This is a genomic window from Aeromonas sp. 2MA4 (genome assembly GCF_029237305.1).
In the GTDB taxonomy this organism is placed as follows: Bacteria; Pseudomonadota; Gammaproteobacteria; order Enterobacterales; family Aeromonadaceae; genus Aeromonas; species Aeromonas salmonicida.
In genome coordinates this window covers 87455-102819 of the sequence record NZ_JAACFY010000016.1, presented here as the reverse complement: position 1 = coordinate 102819, position 15365 = coordinate 87455, and the positions used below count along the sequence as shown (strand labels likewise).

The following is a 15365-nucleotide window of genomic DNA, read 5'->3' as shown; positions in this document are numbered from 1 at the left end:
CCGTGTCGGGTTGTCAGGACTTCTTGGACTCTTTGGGGGGGAGAAATGTTTGCTCTACTTGGTCATGGCGCAGGATAAGGGTTTTGCCATCTTTGAGTCGGTAGGCGCAGTGAGTTGTATTGCAGATGATCCTGATGTGAGGGGTATCGCCCAGCCATGTAGAAGTGCTGCTGAGTTTGCTTGTGGATTTATCCCCCTTCTCCAGTTGTGCGATCTCTTTCTTGGCTTGAGCTTCCCCGTCGGGAACGCAATAGATTGCAGCCAACATCGTCAACAGGATAGGCATCACGACGATGAAGAGTTTGTCGTATAGGCGGACGACAAAATCCAGGCAGGTGATGATGAACGAGAATTTGTGGCTACGGAGCTTATGGGCTAGCCAGAGGATCCCATTCCTCAGCCAAGCACGTTGCCAAAGTCGAGTCGTACCCAGGCGTATCGTCGGTAGAAACAGCATGACGAAAAGGCCGAGAATGAGAGTGATGAAGCCGCCAAGAATCCACCATCTGTAGGGGGAGATGAGACCAATAAGCGAGATAAAGCCGTATAACAGGGTGGTGTCTGCGGGGAAGGAAAACTCGGTGCTGTCTAGCCCAAACGTAGAGATGTAACCGTAGTGATAAGCCATTCCCATCAAGTAGATGGCTGCCGTGAGCAATGGGGTAGCGGCCAACAATGTATGCACGAAATGCCAATTTGACTCTGTGAAGTCGCTTCCTGATGACTTTTCAACTGATGCCTTCTTGGTGCTTATCCGCTGCTTGATGCGCTCACGTAACGCTGCTTGCCTGTCCATGTTTTAACCCGCCCTATTCATGTGCCTTGGCATCGTATAAGTCCCTGTTTCTACAGGCAAGAGCTGACGCTGTGTCATTTGGTCAAATGGGCCAGCAACAGCCCCTCCAACAGCTCCACCTCCTGGGTAGTGATGCCCAGCAGTTCCCGCGCTGGATAGCGGATCTCGAGGCCCTTGATGCGGTCTTTCAGGCCATATTGGTGAATGGTGGCGAGGCGGTTGGCCGAGCCAACAAACTCGACTATGGCCTGATGTTCGGTGCTGGTTGTCTTGAGCCAGCGGGGGCTGACCAGATGCTGAAACATCTTGCGGCGGGTGGTGCCGCGTTTTTTCGCCAGCTTCTTGAGTGGTTTGCGCGGAGCCATGGGGTTGCCATCGGGCTGGAGGTTGGCCCGGATCCGCTTGGTTTGGCTGGCGCGCAAGGTGCGGGCCATTTCGCCAGCCAACTGGCGTCGTGCAGCAGGCTCCATACTGGCCAGCAGACCGTCGGCCCATTGGGTCAGGCGGCTTAGGTCGTCGGTGGCCATGGCTGATATTCCCTGTTGATAAAGAGTTCCCAGGTGATGCCGTCATAGGGGTCTTCCGGCGGCTCTGGCAGGTGCTCCCAGCCTATCCCCTGTTCATTCTGCCAGACCCTGACCCGCTCGGTCAGCTTGACGGTGATGATGAGGTCCATCAGGTCGTTGGCGAGGTATTCGGCCTCGAAGGTGATGCCATCCTTGCGCAGTTCGTCGTTGGTCATCAGCTCGGGCTGGTGTTGGCGCAGCCAGGCCAGCAGCGGCACCATGATCTGATCCGGGTGGCCGGCGAAATCTTCAATCCCGATAGAGAGCGGGTATTGCCACTCGAACGAGAGCGAGCGAGCACCGGTGCTTTCGACGTTACCCGGATTGATGAATATGTGCAGTTTGTCCGGATTGGTTTTGAGGTGCGGCACGCAGTTGGTCAGCACTTCACGGATCTGTTTTGGCTTTTCCATCCCCACTCCCTTGTTGTTGCTGCCGTTGCTGGCAGGTGATGAGGCTATCGACCTTGGCGGCGCAGCTGGCCCAGGCGGCCTCGGTCTGGGTCAACTGGTCGAGCAGGTCGCCGTTATTGGCCGGGCTGGCCGGTGGCAGCTGGCAGGGGGTCAGGCCCTGACAGGTGAGCCTGATAATCTGCGGCGCCGGTGAGGGCGGGGCGCTTGAGCAGCCTGACAACAGGGTCAGGCAGAGGGCTATCAGCCCAAGACCTAAGTTCAGCATTTTCACGTTTGAGCCTCTTGATGGTGTCGGCGCGGGTGGCGGCGGTCATCGACAGTTCGCCGAGCTGGCTTTGCAGTTGGGCGGCGGCTTCTGCCTGGGCGGTCAGTTCGCCGGTGAGGGTGGTGATGGTGGTGTCTTTGAGTTTTTCCCGCCGCTCGGCCTCTTTGACCTTGTCGTCGGCGGCCTTGAGGTCGCTTTGCAGGGTGGTGACCTTACCCTTGGCGGTCGCCGCCGAGGTGGCAGACCAGCCCCAGCCGCCCAAGGTGATGGCCAAGGCGATCAGCAACCAGGTGAGGGGGGAGCGAAGCAGGTTAAGCCACATCTGCCACCGCCTTCACCTGGTAGACCTTGGCAAAGTGGTCGTATGCCTTGGCCAGCTTGGTGTCGTAGTCGTTGTCTTTGTAGGCGGGGCCGTTGTAGCGGCGGGCAAAGTCGGCCCACTTTCGGCCCTGCAGCGCCTTGTGCATGGCAGCGTCTTGCTGGATGAAGCGGCACAGGGCAGTGAGGTGGTCGACCTCGCTGCGCTGCATGGCCGCCAGCCAGTCGCTGGCCGAGGTAAAGCCCAGCGTCTGCCAGTGGTAGCCCATGATCTGGAACATGCCCCAGCTGGCCGACTCGATGGCGGCATCCCGATGCAGGCTGATGGCCAGTTGCAGCCGTTCCCACTCGGCCGCGCCGCCTGCATAGCCGCCGCGCTTGGGGTTGACCAGATTGGGGTAACTGGCGGCCATCTGGTCGCCGGTGGCCTTGCCCTGGTGCTTGGTGAGCTGCTTGTAGAACACATGCCGCTCGAACAGCACCACGGGGCACATGGCGTTGGTGAAGCCTTCACCGATGCTTTCGACCTGGGCGACGGTGGCCATGGTGGCGAGTGGCAGGGCCAGCAGGTCAGCCCCGCGCTGCATGTGGTGGATGGTGAGCTGGTTGCCGCGCTCGCTGCCAAGCAGGGCGGCCATGGTGCGCGGGCCAGCCTGACCGATGGCGGCGATCATGTGATCCCGCTGGAAGGCGAGCAGGGCCTGCTCGGTGGCATCGCCAAACCAGCCGTCAGGATCCACCGGATAACCGGCTTTGGTTAGGCGGCGCTGCAGATCGGCAACGGCGGTGCCGGTATCCCCTTTTTTGAGGCTCATGGTTTCCTCCTGTCGGTCGTGCTGTAGTGCTTCTTGCTGCGCAGCAGGTGATAGATAGAACCGCCATCGCTCCACACAGCACAAAGCAGGAAAGCGGTCATGATGACGGAGGCGAGGTCGGGGACGAGGATGGTGCCGAACAAGAAACGGATCGGTACCGAGGCCGAGGCCACGCAGATCACCCATGACAGCCAGGCTGGGAGTGCCAGATAGTGGCTATCCCGGCTGTCAAAGAACATGACTCGCAGGCAGATTGCGGTGCACATCAGGGTATAGATCGCGGTGTAGATCATGGCGTATGTAGGGTTAGTGGGGATCATTTCCACCTCCTTTGCCACTGCGGCTGAACAGGGCTCCGAGCTGGCCGGGGATCGCGTTCATCGCGACCTTGAGTATTTTCACCGCCAGGGCGGCGGCCACGATGGCACCGACCCCCTTGTTGATCTCGATGCCTGCCGGCAGCAGTTTGGCCAGCATCTGAACGGTGAAATCTGCCGCCAACAGCCCGCAGATGAACGAGGTGAGGAACAGGAGAATGACCCGTCCTGCAATCTTCTCCTCACTGGTGAGCCCAAAGAGTAGTGCTCCGGCGAACGCGCCGAGCAGGATGATGGGGTCTAGCCAAGGTGCGGTGGAGGCAAGCGCAAGGGCTAGCGCTACGCCATTGGCGGTACTGGCTGAAATCGGTTCTGGCATCGTGCTCTCCTGTTGTTATCGTTTGCCGCCGTAGTGGCGAGCGGTTTGGAATTCGGTGATGGTCTGGCACTCGGCACAGCGTTCGCAGCCCCGGATCGCTTCACGGCGCGCCTGCGGGATGGGGTTTTCGCAGTCGATGCAGTAGTGGGGGCCGGTGCCGCTGATGCGGGCAGCGTGGATGCGAGCAGCGATTTGCTGATCGCTGATGTCGGCCAGTCGTTCGAGTTCGTCGTCGAGGCGGCTCATGGTCAGTCCCATAGCTGGATCAGCGGCTGCTCGGCCTGGGTGGGGGCCGCTGGCATGTTGATGAGGGTTCCGGTCGGGATGATGGGGCCGAGCGTGGCCAAACCGGGGTTGAGGTTGAGCACTTGCTCTGTGATGCCTGCGGTGTAGCCGTAATGCCGGAACAGGATGAGATCGAGGGTGTCGCCCTGTTGGCTGCGCAGTTGCATCAGATCAGCTCCACTGTGTTGTGGGTGGTGCCGAGTATGTCGCGAATGGCAAAGCGGGCATCCCGGTAAAGGTCGTCAGAGCTGACGATTTTGGCATCGGCCCCTTTGACGCCGTCACCTGTGGCGCTGTAGTCGGTGTAACGCTCCAGCAGGTTGGCGCGGGTCATGGCATAGACGGCGCGCCGGTAGCTGTGCAGGTGCACCGATTCGTTGTTGATGACTTCGCTCGGGACGGCGGCCAGGGTGGCGTGGCCTTCGGCCTGACGGGCGCTGCGCCAATCCGCGAGATCCCGGTTGACGCTGGTGATGGCGTCGACCACGGCATGGGTGAGGCGGGCGGTGGTGACTGTGCCATCAAGCCGGACTGTTTCACGCAGGTCAGGCAGCGAGATCGCGGGCCAGAAGGGGCTGTTGGCTATATCCCCTTCATCTGGCGCGGTCGGTGCTGTGGCAATGAATCCGGTGCTCATGGTGCTCCTGTGTTTGTTTATCCGCTTGTTGGGCGGTGGTCGGGCCGTCTGGTATGCCGCTGGCATTCGTCAGGCCCGAGCCGCCCAGGGTGCGGGGTTCGCTCGGTTAGCTGCCGCCGCCTTGGGCGTCGGGCTGCTGTTCTTTTTTCAATTCACGCTCGAGCACTTCGAGCTCTTTCTTGATGCCGACCTTGTCGTGCAGTTCGATGGCGCGGCGGTAGTGCTCTGCGGCTTGCGGCTTGAGCCCTTCGGCCAGTGCGGCACGGCCCACTGCCTTGTGCAGCTTGGCGCGCACCTGGTCGAAGATGTCGCAGGGTTCAAGCAGGCCGAGGTAGGCATAGAGCAGCCCGCAGCTGGGGCCGTTACCAGCCTCTTGCTGTTTGATGGCGGTGTCGGCCACTTCTTCGGCGATCATGGTGGCGGCGGTGCGCTCGTAGCGATCGGGGGTGCTGAGGCCGTGGCGGATCACGTAGTCGGCCATGGGGAATGCCCCTTCGAGATCACCGGTGTCGAGGTGCCAGAGCATGACGGTCACCAGGACGTCATCTTGCCCGCCCCGGTCGGCGGCCAGCAGGCCATCAATCCAGGGTTTGTAGACGGCCAGCATGGGGCGCTTGGCCTCGATCTTGCGCTCGATGCTCTGGATGCCCTTGAGGGTGCGGCGGTGCTCGGCCAGCTGCATCAACTGCAGCTCGTAGGCATTGGCGCGTTGTTGGTCGAACTGAGGATTGGCCGCCCCTTGCAGGGCGGCCAGCTTGCGTTCGCGGTTGCGACGGGCAGGTGTCATATCGCCCCCTTAACCGCCAGTGGCCGGTTTCGGCCCCATGACGATGTTTTCGATCAGGGCGACGCAGTCGTAATCCTCTACCACGTAGGCATCGTTGGAGCTTTCGTAGTTCACGACGCGGTCACGATGGGGTTCTTCCGCGATATGGCGGCGGCGGGCACCTTCCTGCGGGTAGATGGAGAGGTTTTTCAGCTTGGTGATGAGAATGGCGCTGTCGGGGAAGAACGGGACGCGTACTGCAGGCAGGTTGCCAATCTGCTTCTGGCTCACCAGCACCTGACCGGCCAGCTTTTCCTGGTTGTTGTCGGCGTTGTTGATGATGGGGAAGTATTTGTCGGCCAGCAGCTTGCGGCCGCAGATGACCACCAGATCGGTGTCGTCCTGATACCAAGGGGCGATAGCCTCGTTAACGGCATCGAATACCAGCGCATCGAGGTTGTGGTAGTCGCCTTCCTTGGTGTCTGCGTCGTTCTTCGGCTGATAGACATAGATCTTGCCGGAGCCTGGTTCGCCTTCATCCATCACTTTTGCCGGGGCTTCTTCACGGATGTGATACAGCCAGCCCTTGTTCACGTCTTGCAGCAGCGGGTTGGTCTGACGGTTGGTGTTCTTCTCCACAGCGACGCCATTCCAGCCAATCATGATACGGTCGAGCCCCTGCCGCTTGAGGATGGCATCGCGGATGCGGGTCTGGAAGTCGGGGAACTTGGCCCAGATATCCAGCTTGTTGTAAGGGAGGCTGGTGTCGTAGTTGGTCTTGGCACACTCGTATTCATTGGAATAGAGCGTGCTGGGGTCGCTTGGTTCACGAACGTTGGTGCTGGTATCGGTGCGGCCTGCAATGGTGCCGGCGATGTCGATGCCTACTTTCTCCCCCTTAATCTCTTTGACAGGGATGATCTGGATCATTTTCAGGAATTCGACCGATTCCTGCATCTTGGTTTCCAGGGTCTGCTGGACGCTCGGCTCCACATTGAACTGCACCATGGCGCTGGTGATGGCGTTGAGTTTGGCCACCTGGCCGGTGAACTCGTTGAACTTCTGGCGGGTTTCGTTACGCATGGATGGGGTCCTTAGCAGTCGGTTTGAATGGTGGTGCCGTCGCTACCGGTGGCAGGCTGGCGTTTGTGGCTGAAATCTTCCTGGCCTTCCAGCTTCGCGGTGAGTTCAGCCAGTGCTTTGGCTGTGGCTTCCTGCTGGCTGGTCAGTTCGGTGATGGTGGCGGCCTGTGCGGTGAACTTCTTCTGCAGGTCTGCGTCGATGGTGGTCACTTCTTTGGCCACGGCTTCGACGGCCTGATGCACGTCACCGAAATCCGCGGTGGATTGCTTTTTGTGGCTGCTGAACATGGCTGTGATGCGCTCGGCCAGGCTGGGGCCTTTGTCGGCTTCGTCTTCGAATTCGATGACGGTTTCCAGCGCTTCGGTGAACAGGCATTCCTTGTACTGCTTGCGTTCGGCCAGTGGGTTGGTCGAGGCCTTGCTGCAGAACTGCAGCATTTCGGTACCTAGGCTGGCCGGGCTGTCGGTGACGGCCAGCCCCATCAGGTAGGCGCCTTTCTCGTTCAGGTTGGGGTGGATTTCGACAGAGGTGAACACCTTCTGACGAGCCTTGTTCAGTTCGACCAGTTCAGGGGTCGGGTCGATCTGTACGAACAGGGCCAGACGTTTTTCACCTTCCATGTCGACTTCTTCGGTCTTGGCGGCGGTGATGTCGCCGTACATCTTGAACTGGCCTTTGGGGTCGAAGCCCCGGATGTGTTCCATATTGACCCGGGCGCCATAGGTGGACTGGTTGTAGCGCTTGGCCATCTGTTCAATCCATTCGCGGGTGATGGTGCGGCCATCGGTCGTGCCCCCTTCGACGGCAACACGGAAAAATTTGGACTTAGCCATGAGCTGGGATCCCTTTGGTGATTGGGTGGTGATGTCGCGGTTATGGTCTGGGGGACGGGCGGGATCGTGCAATCGGCGGCCAGTGTGTACGGCGCAGGCACACTGGCGCGGTGGAGTTTGGAGCGGTGGCGGCTGGGTAGACTGGCGCCATGACTACAGCACCCTTACTTTTCCCCCATATCGAACCCAGACGGCAGGCCATGCACCTGTTCTTTCAGGGCTACCCGCTCCGCGCCATTGCTGAATTGCTGCAGACGCCGGAGGGGACAGTCTCGACCTGGAAGAAGCGCGACGGCTGGAATGACATCAAACCCATTGACCGAGTCGACTTCGCTATTGAGGCGCGGATGTGCCAGTTGATTGCCAAGGAGGTGAAGAGCGGCGGCGACTTCAAGGAGATTGACCTGCTGGGCCGCCAGTTGGAGCGGATCGCCCGGGTCAACAAATACAGCAATGGCGGCAATGAAACCGACCTCAATCCCAAGGTGGCGAACCGCAACAAGGGGCCGAAGAAGGCGCCCGAGCGCAATGTGGTCGAGCCCGAGCAGCAGGAGCGGTTAATCGAGCGGTTCGAGTCGACCATGTTTGGCTATCAACGCACCTGGTACGAGGCGGGCAAGCTGCACCGGATCCGCGACCTGCTCAAGTCGCGCCAGATTGGGGCCACTTACTTCTTTGCTTTCGAGGCGTTCATTGATGCCCTGGTGACCGGGCGAAATCAGATTTTCTTATCTGCCAGCAAGGCGCAGGCCCATGTGTTCAAGCAGTACATCATCCAGTTTGCCAAGGAGGAGGGGGTTGAGCTGAAAGGCGACCCCATGGTGCTGCCGAACGGGGCGCACCTGTATTTTCTCGGTACCAACGCCCGCACAGCCCAGAGCTACCACGGCAACATCTACATGGATGAGTATTTCTGGATCCATGGCTTTCTTGAGTTCCGCAAAGTGGCCTCTGGTATGGCGATGCACAAGAAGTGGCGTCAGACCTACATTTCCACCCCTTCCAGCCTATCCCATCCCGCCTATGCGTTCTGGTCTGGTGCCAACTTCAACCGAGGCAAGGCCAAAGCTGACCGGGTTGAAATTGACCTGAGCCACGCCAATCTGGCCCGTGGAAAACTATGCGCCGACGGCCAGTGGCGACAGATTGTCACGGTCGAGGATGCGGTGCGCGGTGGCTGCGATCTTTTCGACCTGGATCAGCTGCGCGGGGAGTACTCCGAGGATGAGTACCGCAACTTGCTGATGTGCGAATTCATGGACGACACGGCCAGCGTGTTCCCGCTCGCCAGCCTGCAGCGCTGCATGGTTGACAGCTGGGAATTGTGGGAAGACTACAAGCCGTTTGCGCTGCGCCCACTCGGTAGTCGGCCAGTGTGGATCGGCTATGACCCAGCCAAGGGCGGCAAAGGTGATAGTGCCGGCTGCGCCGTGCTGGCCCCGCCTGCGGTACCGGGCGGAAAATTTAGGGTGCTGGAGCGCCACCGCTGGAGCGGGATGGACTTTGCCGCCCAGGCCGAAGCCATCCGCCAGATGACGATCCGTTACAACGCGGCCTATATCGGCATCGACTCGACCGGGATCGGGGAGGGGGTATTACAGCTGGTGCGCCAGTTCTATCCCGCCGTGACCGAGATTCAGTACAACCCGAGCATCAAGATCCGCATGGTGATGAAGGCAATGGATGTGATCGACAAGGGGCGGCTTGAGTTCGACAGCGGTTGGAATGATTTGGCCGCCGCCTTTATGAGCATCCGCCGGGGGGTGACCGCCGGCAAGATGCCGACCTTTGAGGCCAGCCGGTCCGAAGAGACCAGCCACGCCGATATTGCCTGGGCAACCATGCAGGCCCTGTTACATGAGCCGCTGGCAGGCGCCAACGGTACCAATACCGGTTCTATGGAGTTTTTCTAATGAGCAAACGTCGCAATCGTCGCCCCTCTTCAACCCCTACGCAGCCGGTGACGGCGACCCAGCCATCCGGAGGCGAGACCATCGAGGCGTTCAGCTTCGGCGAGCCGGTGCCGGTCTTATCGCAGCGGGAGGTGTTCGACTACCTGGAAGCGATGCACAACGGCCGCTGGTATGAGCCGCCGCTCTCTCTCAATGGGCTGTCGCGGGTCTATCGGGCCGGGGTGCATCATGCCTCTGCCATTCAGGTTAAGCGCAATATCTTGCGATCGTGCTTCATCCCTCATCCGAAACTGAGTCTGGCGGGCTTCACCGGGCTGGCGCTGGACTATCTTATTTTTGGCAACGGCTACCTGCAGGCGGTACATAACAGGATCGGCGGAGTTCTGCGCTATGACCATCTGCGTGCCAAGTACACCCGGCGGGGGCTGGATATGGCCACCTATTGGTGGATTGCCCAGCCTGGGCAGGAGCAGGATCTGCCAGCAGGTCGTGTGGGCCATGTGATGGAGAGCGATATCAACCAGGAGATTTACGGCATCCCCGACTATGTGGGCGGGTTGAATTCGACCTTGCTGAACGAGTCGGCCACCCTGTTTCGCCGCCGCTACTATGAGAACGGCAGCCATGCAGGTTTCATCATGCACATCACCGATGCGGTGCAGAACGAGGGGGACATCGCCAAGCTCAAGGAGGCGCTGCGCCAGAGCAAGGGCCTCGGCAACTTTCGTAACCTGCTGCTCTACACGCCTGGCGGCAGCAAGGATGGGGTCAAGTTGATCCCGGTGGCCGAGGTAGCGGCCAAGGATGACTTCTTGAGCATCAAGAACGTGAGCCGGGATGACCAGTTGGCCACCCATCGGGTACCACCCCAGCTGATGGGGGTGATGCCCAACAATACTGGCGGGTTTGGTGATGTGACCAAGGCGGCCCAGGTGTTCGACATCAACGAAATCGACAGCATCAAGGCCAGCCTGCTGGCGATGAACGATTGGGCTGGGGAGGAGATCATCCGATTCACGTCTTACCGACTGTCAGATCTGACAGTACAAGCTGAGTAATCAATACTAGAGTTACTCATGTGTTGTGTTGGAAATGCGGTACGAAAAGCCCCTCATCCGAGGGGCTTTGTTTTGCCTGACATCTTTGTCTGTGTTCTGCTTGCGCCGGCGGGCTATGGTTGCTGCTCTGCAACCCCCTGCGCACCGCTGGCGCGCAATCGGGACCCCGCCTCGCCTGCCCGCTTTATGTGTCGATTTCCATGCGGGTGAACGATGGGGGAGGGGAACACCTCCCCGCGCCAGCGCTGGCCGTGCGGGGCAAGTCGGATCCTTTTAGCGATCCTTCACTTTCCGTCAGATCCTTTCACATCCGTTCTGGGGTGGGGGGCATTCCACCACCTTGCTCTTCCCATTCACTGATAAGCGCACCTGGAAGCTTTGATATAAAAATCTTGCTTGGCATTTAGCTGATCAGGGAATTTGCTGGCTAGCTGATGATGCCAGTAAGGAACCATCATCTCCTGATGAGGGGACTTGGGGCCCAGGGTCACATGTTTGACCGGGGTAAGGTGATTGAGCCGGTGCAGCTCCAAATAGAGTCGTGGAGGGCGGCCATTTATTAAGTCAGGTTCTAGTACCTGAATCTCTTTGGCGCCGTATTCCAGATGGGTAACGATAACGCGGTGTTCTTTTTCTGCTTCATAGTCCGCATCTTTCAGCAGATAGGGTAACGGCCCTAATAACCGCGACAGTTGCCGTAGCTTTTCTATATCTGGTTTAGGGCCTAGGAATTTTTCTACCGCGTTTTTCAATTCCTTGAACGACTTCAGTAGGGCGCTTTCTTTGTCATCGCCATGAATCAGCATTTCCCCTTTGATATAGACGACGCGATAGAAAGCTGCGCTCTCTTGAGGTGATTTACCTGAATTAGAGAATGCCAAGTTTTTCTCATCTTGTTCTGCATAATTCGGTTGATTTGAGAGCAACTCGAAATCAAAAAAATTGTCGGTATGAAAGGTAATGGCGCAGCCACAGGCATCTTCTTTTTGATGGTCTTTGCTGTAAAACCGCCACATATTCAGGCTGTCTTCCTCTGGCAGGAAGCATCCGACAAAGGCAGGCTTGCTCTCAACTGGGGTATGGCCAAGATAGCGCCAGAGTAGCTTCCCTTCATTGGGGTCATTAAGCGCATTGATATGCCCCAGCCGCAGAGGGCTCTGCTCCAGTAATAAGGCATTGCCAACCAGCAGTGAGGTGTAGTGGGTCATGGTGACACTATCTTTGACTTTCAGTTGGGCCAGAATGCGTTCCCGAATCCTGGTTATCTGGGGTGATAGAATGTAGCGCTCAGCTTGGTCTTGTAACTCAATGGCTTGAAAACGAAGTTGGGGTTGTGCATTTCGGGCGGCTTTGCGAAACAATGCTCGTGCTCTTGCATAGCTCTGTTCAACACCGTGCCCGTTCATATATGTCAGACCAAGATTGATGGTGGCTTGCGCATCTCCTTTCTTACTAGCCTTGCTAAACCAATAGACAGCCGTGCTATTGTCTTGGTCTACCCCCCGACCCATTATGTACATGAACCCTAGACTGCACTGGCCATTTACATCCCCTTGCTCAGCTGCTTTGCGATACCACGTGACAGACATACTATCGTCTCGTTCAACTCCCCTGCCATGCTGGTACATCCACCCCAAATTGCACTGGGCACCTGCATGTTCTTTCTCGGCAGCCTTTAAATACCACTCGATAGCAGTCTTATAGTTTTGCGCTACACCTTGACCATCCTCGTACATCCTTCCCAGATTGCACTGAGCATTTGCATTTCCTTGTTCGGCGGCTTTGTAAAACCACTCCGCAGCCTGTGTGTCGCTCTGCTCTACGCCTTGCCCCCACCGGTATATCAGCCCCAATCTTAGTTGGGCACCTGCATGTTTTTGTTCGGCAGCTTTACAATACCAGTTGAAAGCAGTTCTATCGTTTTTCGCAACATTTCTGCCTTTTTCATACATAAACCCCAGCTTGAACTGAGCATTCGCGTCACCCTGTTCCGCTTGCTTGATCAGTGCGGTGATTTCTGCTGGTTGTTCAGACTTATCCATATTCGATTACCCATGCTTTTGTTGTTATGCCAACCCACACCGATTCTCATATGTTTGCTGATTGCAACCTGCTGAAAATGATGCACTTATTGTAAATGTGGTTATCTTGCCTTAAGCCCTAAAAATTGTCGATTGAAGGGGGCCAAGGCCCCCCAAGAATTTCACTGACCGGGTTCACATTACCAACTCTTTGCTGTCGGTAGGAGGTGCAGGTGGGGGAGCAACCTGTTTCAGTCGCGGTCGTCGTGGGGGGCGCTCTGAACATGGCGGGTCTTGTCGGCTAGGATGCGCTGGGCTGCCGCCAAGGTCATCGGGTATTCATGGATAATGGAGTAGTAGGTGTCGGCTTCGCGGTGCTTGGCCACCTCGAACAAGGGGTAAACTCGTCCGCATTGCGGGTGTAGATGTGGCTTATGGGATCCTTCTTGTGATCCTTCACTTTCCGTCAGAGCAATTCATTTGCTAGCTGCGCCCTCTAGGGTAGTGACTGGGTGTCATATCATTGATAGGATATCTCTTCACCTATTTCTTCACCTACTTCTTCATCTATCGATTCATTTATCGATTCACCCATCTATTCATGGAGCTATTCAATATCATGTCTACCCATTTCGACACGATTCGCCAACTGCTCAGCCAGGGACCGATGTCTACTAGCCAACTAATTGAAATGCTGGCAGTTAGTAAGTCTACAGTTTCTCGAGCACTAGGGGAGATTGGCGATGATGTTGTCCGAATTGGGGCTGGTCCATCTATTCAATATGCCCTGCGAGATGCCTATCGAAGATTTAATTCTGCGCACATCTATCGTGTCACTGATGCAGGGACCGTTAAGTCTCTTGGTGAGCTAATCCCTGTTCGCCCAGGTGGGTTTGTAATGGTGCAGGATGACAGCTTGAGTCTACATAGCGATGGACTGCCGTGGTGGTTGTACGATATGCGACCGCAGGGATATCTCGGGCGGGCCTACGCATCGTCGTATGCTGCTGAGTTAGGCTTGCCGACAAACCCGGAAGAGTGGGGTGAAGCGGATGTGGTCAGGGCATTGCTCGCACATGGTCATGATGCAGTCGGCAACCTGCTGATAGGTGAAGAGGCGCGAACCCATTTTTTGGAGATGTCGTCTCCCACCCCGGTTGATCGTGCTACAGCTTACCCCGCACTGGCTGAAGCAGCTGGCGTCGGCGAAGTACCTGGCTCATCTGCGGGGGGCGAACAGCCTAAGTTTTGTACCTATACAGACAATGGCCATGTGTTGGTGAAGTTCTCGGTACCGGACGATAACCAGATTAGTGAGCGCTGGCGAGATCTCTTGTTGGCGGAACACCTAGCGCTGGGAGTGCTTGGAGTAGAGACGCAGGTATTTGATTTCGGCAGCCAACGTTTCCTCGAGATCCCCCGTTTTGACCGAGTTGGGCTACTCGGTCGTATCGGTGTGTTTTCGCTGCGGGCGCTAGATGCTGAGTTCGTCGGCGATGCTAGATCTCCTTGGCCGAGCCTGGTCAACAAGTTGGTTGCGGAGAAAGTGGTCCATCCTGATGCCTCTGCCGGTGCAGCACGGCTTTGGGCATTCGGGATGCTGATTGGCAATACCGATATGCACAACGGTAACCTGTCGTTCATCAGTAGCCATGGGCGCCCGTACCATCTTGCACCGGCTTACGATATTCTGCCTATGGGGTTTGCCCCCAAAACGAGTGGTGCAATGACGAATGAGCTTACACCGTTGACGCCTTCGCATGTGGTCAGTGCTGATACTTGGCGGGAAGCGCTGGTCCTAGCCAGAGAGTTCCGTGCTAGGGCCAGAGCTTGTGGGGGCTTCTCTGCCAACTTTTCATCATGTCTTGATGCGATTGACCGTCATATTGACGAGGCGGGTTTACGCATTGACCGCCTAGGATAAAACAAAGCCCCTGAGAGGGGCTTTGTTTTGGATGAAATCTGTTTTATCAATCGTGACCGGTCACAGTGCCAAGGTTTTATCTCCGCGGGTGTGCCAGCAGGCGAGCTCCCCTTTGAATGCGCCGCCGCACCCAGCCGGCAGAGCACATTCGCAGTTTGGGCAGGTCTGCGCGGCCAGCTCTGCTTGTTGCTGCTGCCAGCGTTCCCAGTCGCGGCGCAGCAGGGTACTGATGTACTCGTCGGCGCTGTAGGGTTCACCGGATCCGGCGCGAGCACAGCGCAGAGTTTCCAGTTGCTCGCGTTCGCGGATGGAAAGCCGCACCTCAACCCGCTGGATGCCGAGCGCAGCGTCTCTTGATCGCTGCGCCTGCTTTCTGGCTTTCGCGTCCTTTGGTTTACTCATCTTGTGATCCCTTTGGCAAACGCACCCTGCCGCGCTCGGGTGTCCTTCCATACCTGCTTGGCGGTAGGGCCGGTGGGTAGCACCCGCTTGGCCTTCACCGGAGGAGTGATGGTGTCGACCTCGCCCTGGTAGAAGGGGAACCAGGCATCCTCGAACCGGATGACCCGTTCCATCCGGTCGAGCAACTGATCGCAGATGTGGCGGTCGGCGGCCGGCAGGCCATTGAGTTCGCGGGTGATGGCAGTACGACCCGCCGATCCCGGCGGGTGTTGCTGGATGATGGGCCATAGCCGCAGGCAATGCGGCTGCAGGCGTTCGATGTCAGCGTGGGTGATGAGGTCCTGCATGCTATTCCCCCTCTGCGTAAGGCGACCATGTTTCTTTGGGTTGCTCTGGCTCTGGAAATTCGTATTCATCCGGATTGAAGGTTGGGTTCAGCCATTCGCGGGCACCAGGGTTGGCCTTATCGTAGTGGCAGCCCTCGGCAATCCACAGTTTCTTTCCGGTGGTCTGACATACAATGGTGCCAGTCCAGAGCATGCGGGCGGGTTTCTTCTTCATACAAACCTCCTTA

At 57.7% G+C, this 15365-nt stretch carries 22 protein-coding genes; 3 read left to right on the top strand and 19 right to left on the bottom strand.

Annotated elements, in window-relative coordinates; translation table 11 throughout:
• Positions 1-13: 13 nt before the first annotated feature.
• The 14 genes from GWQ31_RS16190 to GWQ31_RS16125 all read right to left on the bottom strand — a co-directional run bounded on the left by GWQ31_RS16190 (position 14) and on the right by GWQ31_RS16125 (position 7473).
• Entirely contained in the window at positions 14-796 is a 783-nt protein-coding gene (locus GWQ31_RS16190; protein WP_275909798.1) for a hypothetical protein, read from the bottom strand.
• A gap of 74 nt (positions 797-870) precedes the next feature.
• Positions 871-1323, bottom strand: a complete 453-nt coding sequence (locus GWQ31_RS16185; RefSeq protein WP_275909797.1) for a phage virion morphogenesis protein — start codon at positions 1321-1323, stop codon at positions 871-873.
• Positions 1305-1775 carry a phage tail protein gene (locus tag GWQ31_RS16180; protein WP_275909796.1) on the bottom strand — a complete coding sequence of 157 codons (471 nt, stop codon included), beginning with the start codon at positions 1773-1775 and terminating at the stop codon, positions 1305-1307. Before GWQ31_RS16180 ends, GWQ31_RS16185 begins: the two co-directional genes overlap by 19 nt.
• On the bottom strand, positions 1750-1995 hold the full coding sequence (gene lysC, locus GWQ31_RS16175) for an Rz1-like lysis system protein LysC (RefSeq protein ID WP_275909795.1): 246 nt from the start codon (positions 1993-1995) through the stop codon (positions 1750-1752). The genes GWQ31_RS16180 and lysC overlap by 26 nt, the downstream gene beginning before the upstream one ends.
• Positions 1889-2362, bottom strand: a complete 474-nt coding sequence (gene lysB, locus GWQ31_RS16170; protein WP_275909794.1) for an Rz-like lysis system protein LysB — start codon at positions 2360-2362, stop codon at positions 1889-1891. Before lysB ends, lysC begins: the two co-directional genes overlap by 107 nt.
• Positions 2352-3173: an N-acetylmuramidase family protein gene (locus tag GWQ31_RS16165; RefSeq protein WP_275909793.1), complete on the bottom strand. Its 822-nt coding sequence runs from the start codon at positions 3171-3173 to the stop codon at positions 2352-2354. Before GWQ31_RS16165 ends, lysB begins: the two co-directional genes overlap by 11 nt.
• Positions 3170-3493 (bottom strand): phage holin family protein, encoded by a 324-nt coding sequence (locus tag GWQ31_RS16160; protein ID WP_275909792.1) that lies wholly within the window; start codon positions 3491-3493, stop codon positions 3170-3172. Before GWQ31_RS16160 ends, GWQ31_RS16165 begins: the two co-directional genes overlap by 4 nt.
• Positions 3480-3869: a putative holin gene (locus tag GWQ31_RS16155; protein WP_171272707.1), complete on the bottom strand. Its 390-nt coding sequence runs from the start codon at positions 3867-3869 to the stop codon at positions 3480-3482. Before GWQ31_RS16155 ends, GWQ31_RS16160 begins: the two co-directional genes overlap by 14 nt.
• Positions 3870-3884: 15 nt before the next feature.
• Entirely contained in the window at positions 3885-4115 is a 231-nt protein-coding gene (locus tag GWQ31_RS16150) for a TraR/DksA C4-type zinc finger protein (protein WP_192896299.1), read from the bottom strand.
• Positions 4116-4117: 2 nt separating this feature from the next.
• Positions 4118-4321, bottom strand: a complete 204-nt coding sequence (locus tag GWQ31_RS16145) for a tail protein X (protein WP_024943547.1) — start codon at positions 4319-4321, stop codon at positions 4118-4120.
• Positions 4321-4791: a head completion/stabilization protein gene (locus GWQ31_RS16140; protein ID WP_275909791.1), complete on the bottom strand. Its 471-nt coding sequence runs from the start codon at positions 4789-4791 to the stop codon at positions 4321-4323. Before GWQ31_RS16140 ends, GWQ31_RS16145 begins: the two co-directional genes overlap by 1 nt.
• A gap of 106 nt (positions 4792-4897) precedes the next feature.
• Positions 4898-5578 (bottom strand): phage terminase small subunit, encoded by a 681-nt coding sequence (gene gpM / locus GWQ31_RS16135; protein WP_275909790.1) that lies wholly within the window; start codon positions 5576-5578, stop codon positions 4898-4900.
• A 9-nt stretch (positions 5579-5587) separates the two neighbouring features.
• A complete protein-coding gene (locus GWQ31_RS16130; protein ID WP_271787927.1) occupies positions 5588-6640 on the bottom strand; it encodes a phage major capsid protein, P2 family in 1053 nt (350 codons plus the stop codon).
• Between the two features lie 11 nt (positions 6641-6651).
• Positions 6652-7473 carry a GPO family capsid scaffolding protein gene (locus tag GWQ31_RS16125; protein WP_275909789.1) on the bottom strand — a complete coding sequence of 274 codons (822 nt, stop codon included), beginning with the start codon at positions 7471-7473 and terminating at the stop codon, positions 6652-6654.
• A gap of 149 nt (positions 7474-7622) precedes the next feature.
• On the opposite strand from GWQ31_RS16125, the gene GWQ31_RS16120 reads away from it, so the two are divergent.
• Positions 7623-9386, top strand: coding sequence for a terminase ATPase subunit family protein (locus GWQ31_RS16120; RefSeq protein ID WP_275909788.1), 1764 nt, complete (start codon positions 7623-7625; stop codon positions 9384-9386).
• A complete protein-coding gene (locus GWQ31_RS16115; protein WP_275909787.1) occupies positions 9386-10444 on the top strand; it encodes a phage portal protein in 1059 nt (352 codons plus the stop codon). The genes GWQ31_RS16120 and GWQ31_RS16115 overlap by 1 nt, the downstream gene beginning before the upstream one ends.
• 353 nt (positions 10445-10797) lie before the next feature.
• Here GWQ31_RS16115 and GWQ31_RS16110 read toward each other — a convergent pair whose 3' ends face one another.
• Entirely contained in the window at positions 10798-12486 is a 1689-nt protein-coding gene (locus GWQ31_RS16110) for a tetratricopeptide repeat protein (RefSeq protein ID WP_275909786.1), read from the bottom strand.
• Between the two features lie 230 nt (positions 12487-12716).
• Positions 12717-12935: a P22AR C-terminal domain-containing protein gene (locus GWQ31_RS16105; RefSeq protein WP_275909813.1), complete on the bottom strand. Its 219-nt coding sequence runs from the start codon at positions 12933-12935 to the stop codon at positions 12717-12719.
• Between the two features lie 53 nt (positions 12936-12988).
• On the opposite strand from GWQ31_RS16105, the gene yjjJ reads away from it, so the two are divergent.
• A complete protein-coding gene (gene yjjJ / locus GWQ31_RS16100; protein WP_275909785.1) occupies positions 12989-14389 on the top strand; it encodes a type II toxin-antitoxin system HipA family toxin YjjJ in 1401 nt (466 codons plus the stop codon).
• Between the two features lie 60 nt (positions 14390-14449).
• Here the strand turns inward: yjjJ and GWQ31_RS16095 are convergent, their stop codons facing one another.
• Genes GWQ31_RS16095 through GWQ31_RS16085 form a run of 3 tightly spaced genes read right to left on the bottom strand, consistent with a single transcriptional unit; the run spans position 14450 to position 15352 of the window.
• Positions 14450-14791: a hypothetical protein gene (locus tag GWQ31_RS16095; protein WP_275909784.1), complete on the bottom strand. Its 342-nt coding sequence runs from the start codon at positions 14789-14791 to the stop codon at positions 14450-14452.
• On the bottom strand, positions 14788-15138 hold the full coding sequence (locus tag GWQ31_RS16090; RefSeq protein ID WP_275909783.1) for a hypothetical protein: 351 nt from the start codon (positions 15136-15138) through the stop codon (positions 14788-14790). Before GWQ31_RS16090 ends, GWQ31_RS16095 begins: the two co-directional genes overlap by 4 nt.
• Before the next feature lies 1 nt (position 15139).
• Positions 15140-15352, bottom strand: a complete 213-nt coding sequence (locus GWQ31_RS16085) for a hypothetical protein (RefSeq protein ID WP_275909782.1) — start codon at positions 15350-15352, stop codon at positions 15140-15142.
• Positions 15353-15365 lie beyond the last annotated feature (13 nt).

Excerpts from the sequence above, each read along its gene's own strand:
- GWQ31_RS16190 (WP_275909798.1), bottom strand. The coding sequence starts at position 796 with ATGGACAGGCAAGCAGCGTTACGTGAGCGCATCAAGCAGCGGATAAGC.
- GWQ31_RS16185 (WP_275909797.1), bottom strand. The coding sequence starts at position 1,323 with ATGGCCACCGACGACCTAAGCCGCCTGACCCAATGGGCCGACGGTCTG.
- GWQ31_RS16180 (WP_275909796.1), bottom strand. The coding sequence starts at position 1,775 with ATGGAAAAGCCAAAACAGATCCGTGAAGTGCTGACCAACTGCGTGCCG.
- lysB (WP_275909794.1), bottom strand. The coding sequence starts at position 2,362 with ATGTGGCTTAACCTGCTTCGCTCCCCCCTCACCTGGTTGCTGATCGCC.
- GWQ31_RS16165 (WP_275909793.1), bottom strand. The coding sequence starts at position 3,173 with ATGAGCCTCAAAAAAGGGGATACCGGCACCGCCGTTGCCGATCTGCAG.
- GWQ31_RS16160 (WP_275909792.1), bottom strand. The coding sequence starts at position 3,493 with ATGATCCCCACTAACCCTACATACGCCATGATCTACACCGCGATCTAT.
- GWQ31_RS16155 (WP_171272707.1), bottom strand. The coding sequence starts at position 3,869 with ATGCCAGAACCGATTTCAGCCAGTACCGCCAATGGCGTAGCGCTAGCC.
- GWQ31_RS16150 (WP_192896299.1), bottom strand. The coding sequence starts at position 4,115 with ATGAGCCGCCTCGACGACGAACTCGAACGACTGGCCGACATCAGCGAT.
- GWQ31_RS16145 (WP_024943547.1), bottom strand. The coding sequence starts at position 4,321 with ATGCAACTGCGCAGCCAACAGGGCGACACCCTCGATCTCATCCTGTTC.
- GWQ31_RS16140 (WP_275909791.1), bottom strand. The coding sequence starts at position 4,791 with ATGAGCACCGGATTCATTGCCACAGCACCGACCGCGCCAGATGAAGGG.
- gpM (WP_275909790.1), bottom strand. The coding sequence starts at position 5,578 with ATGACACCTGCCCGTCGCAACCGCGAACGCAAGCTGGCCGCCCTGCAA.
- GWQ31_RS16130 (WP_271787927.1), bottom strand. The coding sequence starts at position 6,640 with ATGCGTAACGAAACCCGCCAGAAGTTCAACGAGTTCACCGGCCAGGTG.
- GWQ31_RS16125 (WP_275909789.1), bottom strand. The coding sequence starts at position 7,473 with ATGGCTAAGTCCAAATTTTTCCGTGTTGCCGTCGAAGGGGGCACGACC.
- GWQ31_RS16120 (WP_275909788.1), top strand. The coding sequence starts at position 7,623 with ATGACTACAGCACCCTTACTTTTCCCCCATATCGAACCCAGACGGCAG.
- GWQ31_RS16115 (WP_275909787.1), top strand. The coding sequence starts at position 9,386 with ATGAGCAAACGTCGCAATCGTCGCCCCTCTTCAACCCCTACGCAGCCG.
- GWQ31_RS16110 (WP_275909786.1), bottom strand. The coding sequence starts at position 12,486 with ATGGATAAGTCTGAACAACCAGCAGAAATCACCGCACTGATCAAGCAA.
- GWQ31_RS16095 (WP_275909784.1), bottom strand. The coding sequence starts at position 14,791 with ATGAGTAAACCAAAGGACGCGAAAGCCAGAAAGCAGGCGCAGCGATCA.
- GWQ31_RS16090 (WP_275909783.1), bottom strand. The coding sequence starts at position 15,138 with ATGCAGGACCTCATCACCCACGCTGACATCGAACGCCTGCAGCCGCAT.
- GWQ31_RS16085 (WP_275909782.1), bottom strand. The coding sequence starts at position 15,352 with ATGAAGAAGAAACCCGCCCGCATGCTCTGGACTGGCACCATTGTATGT.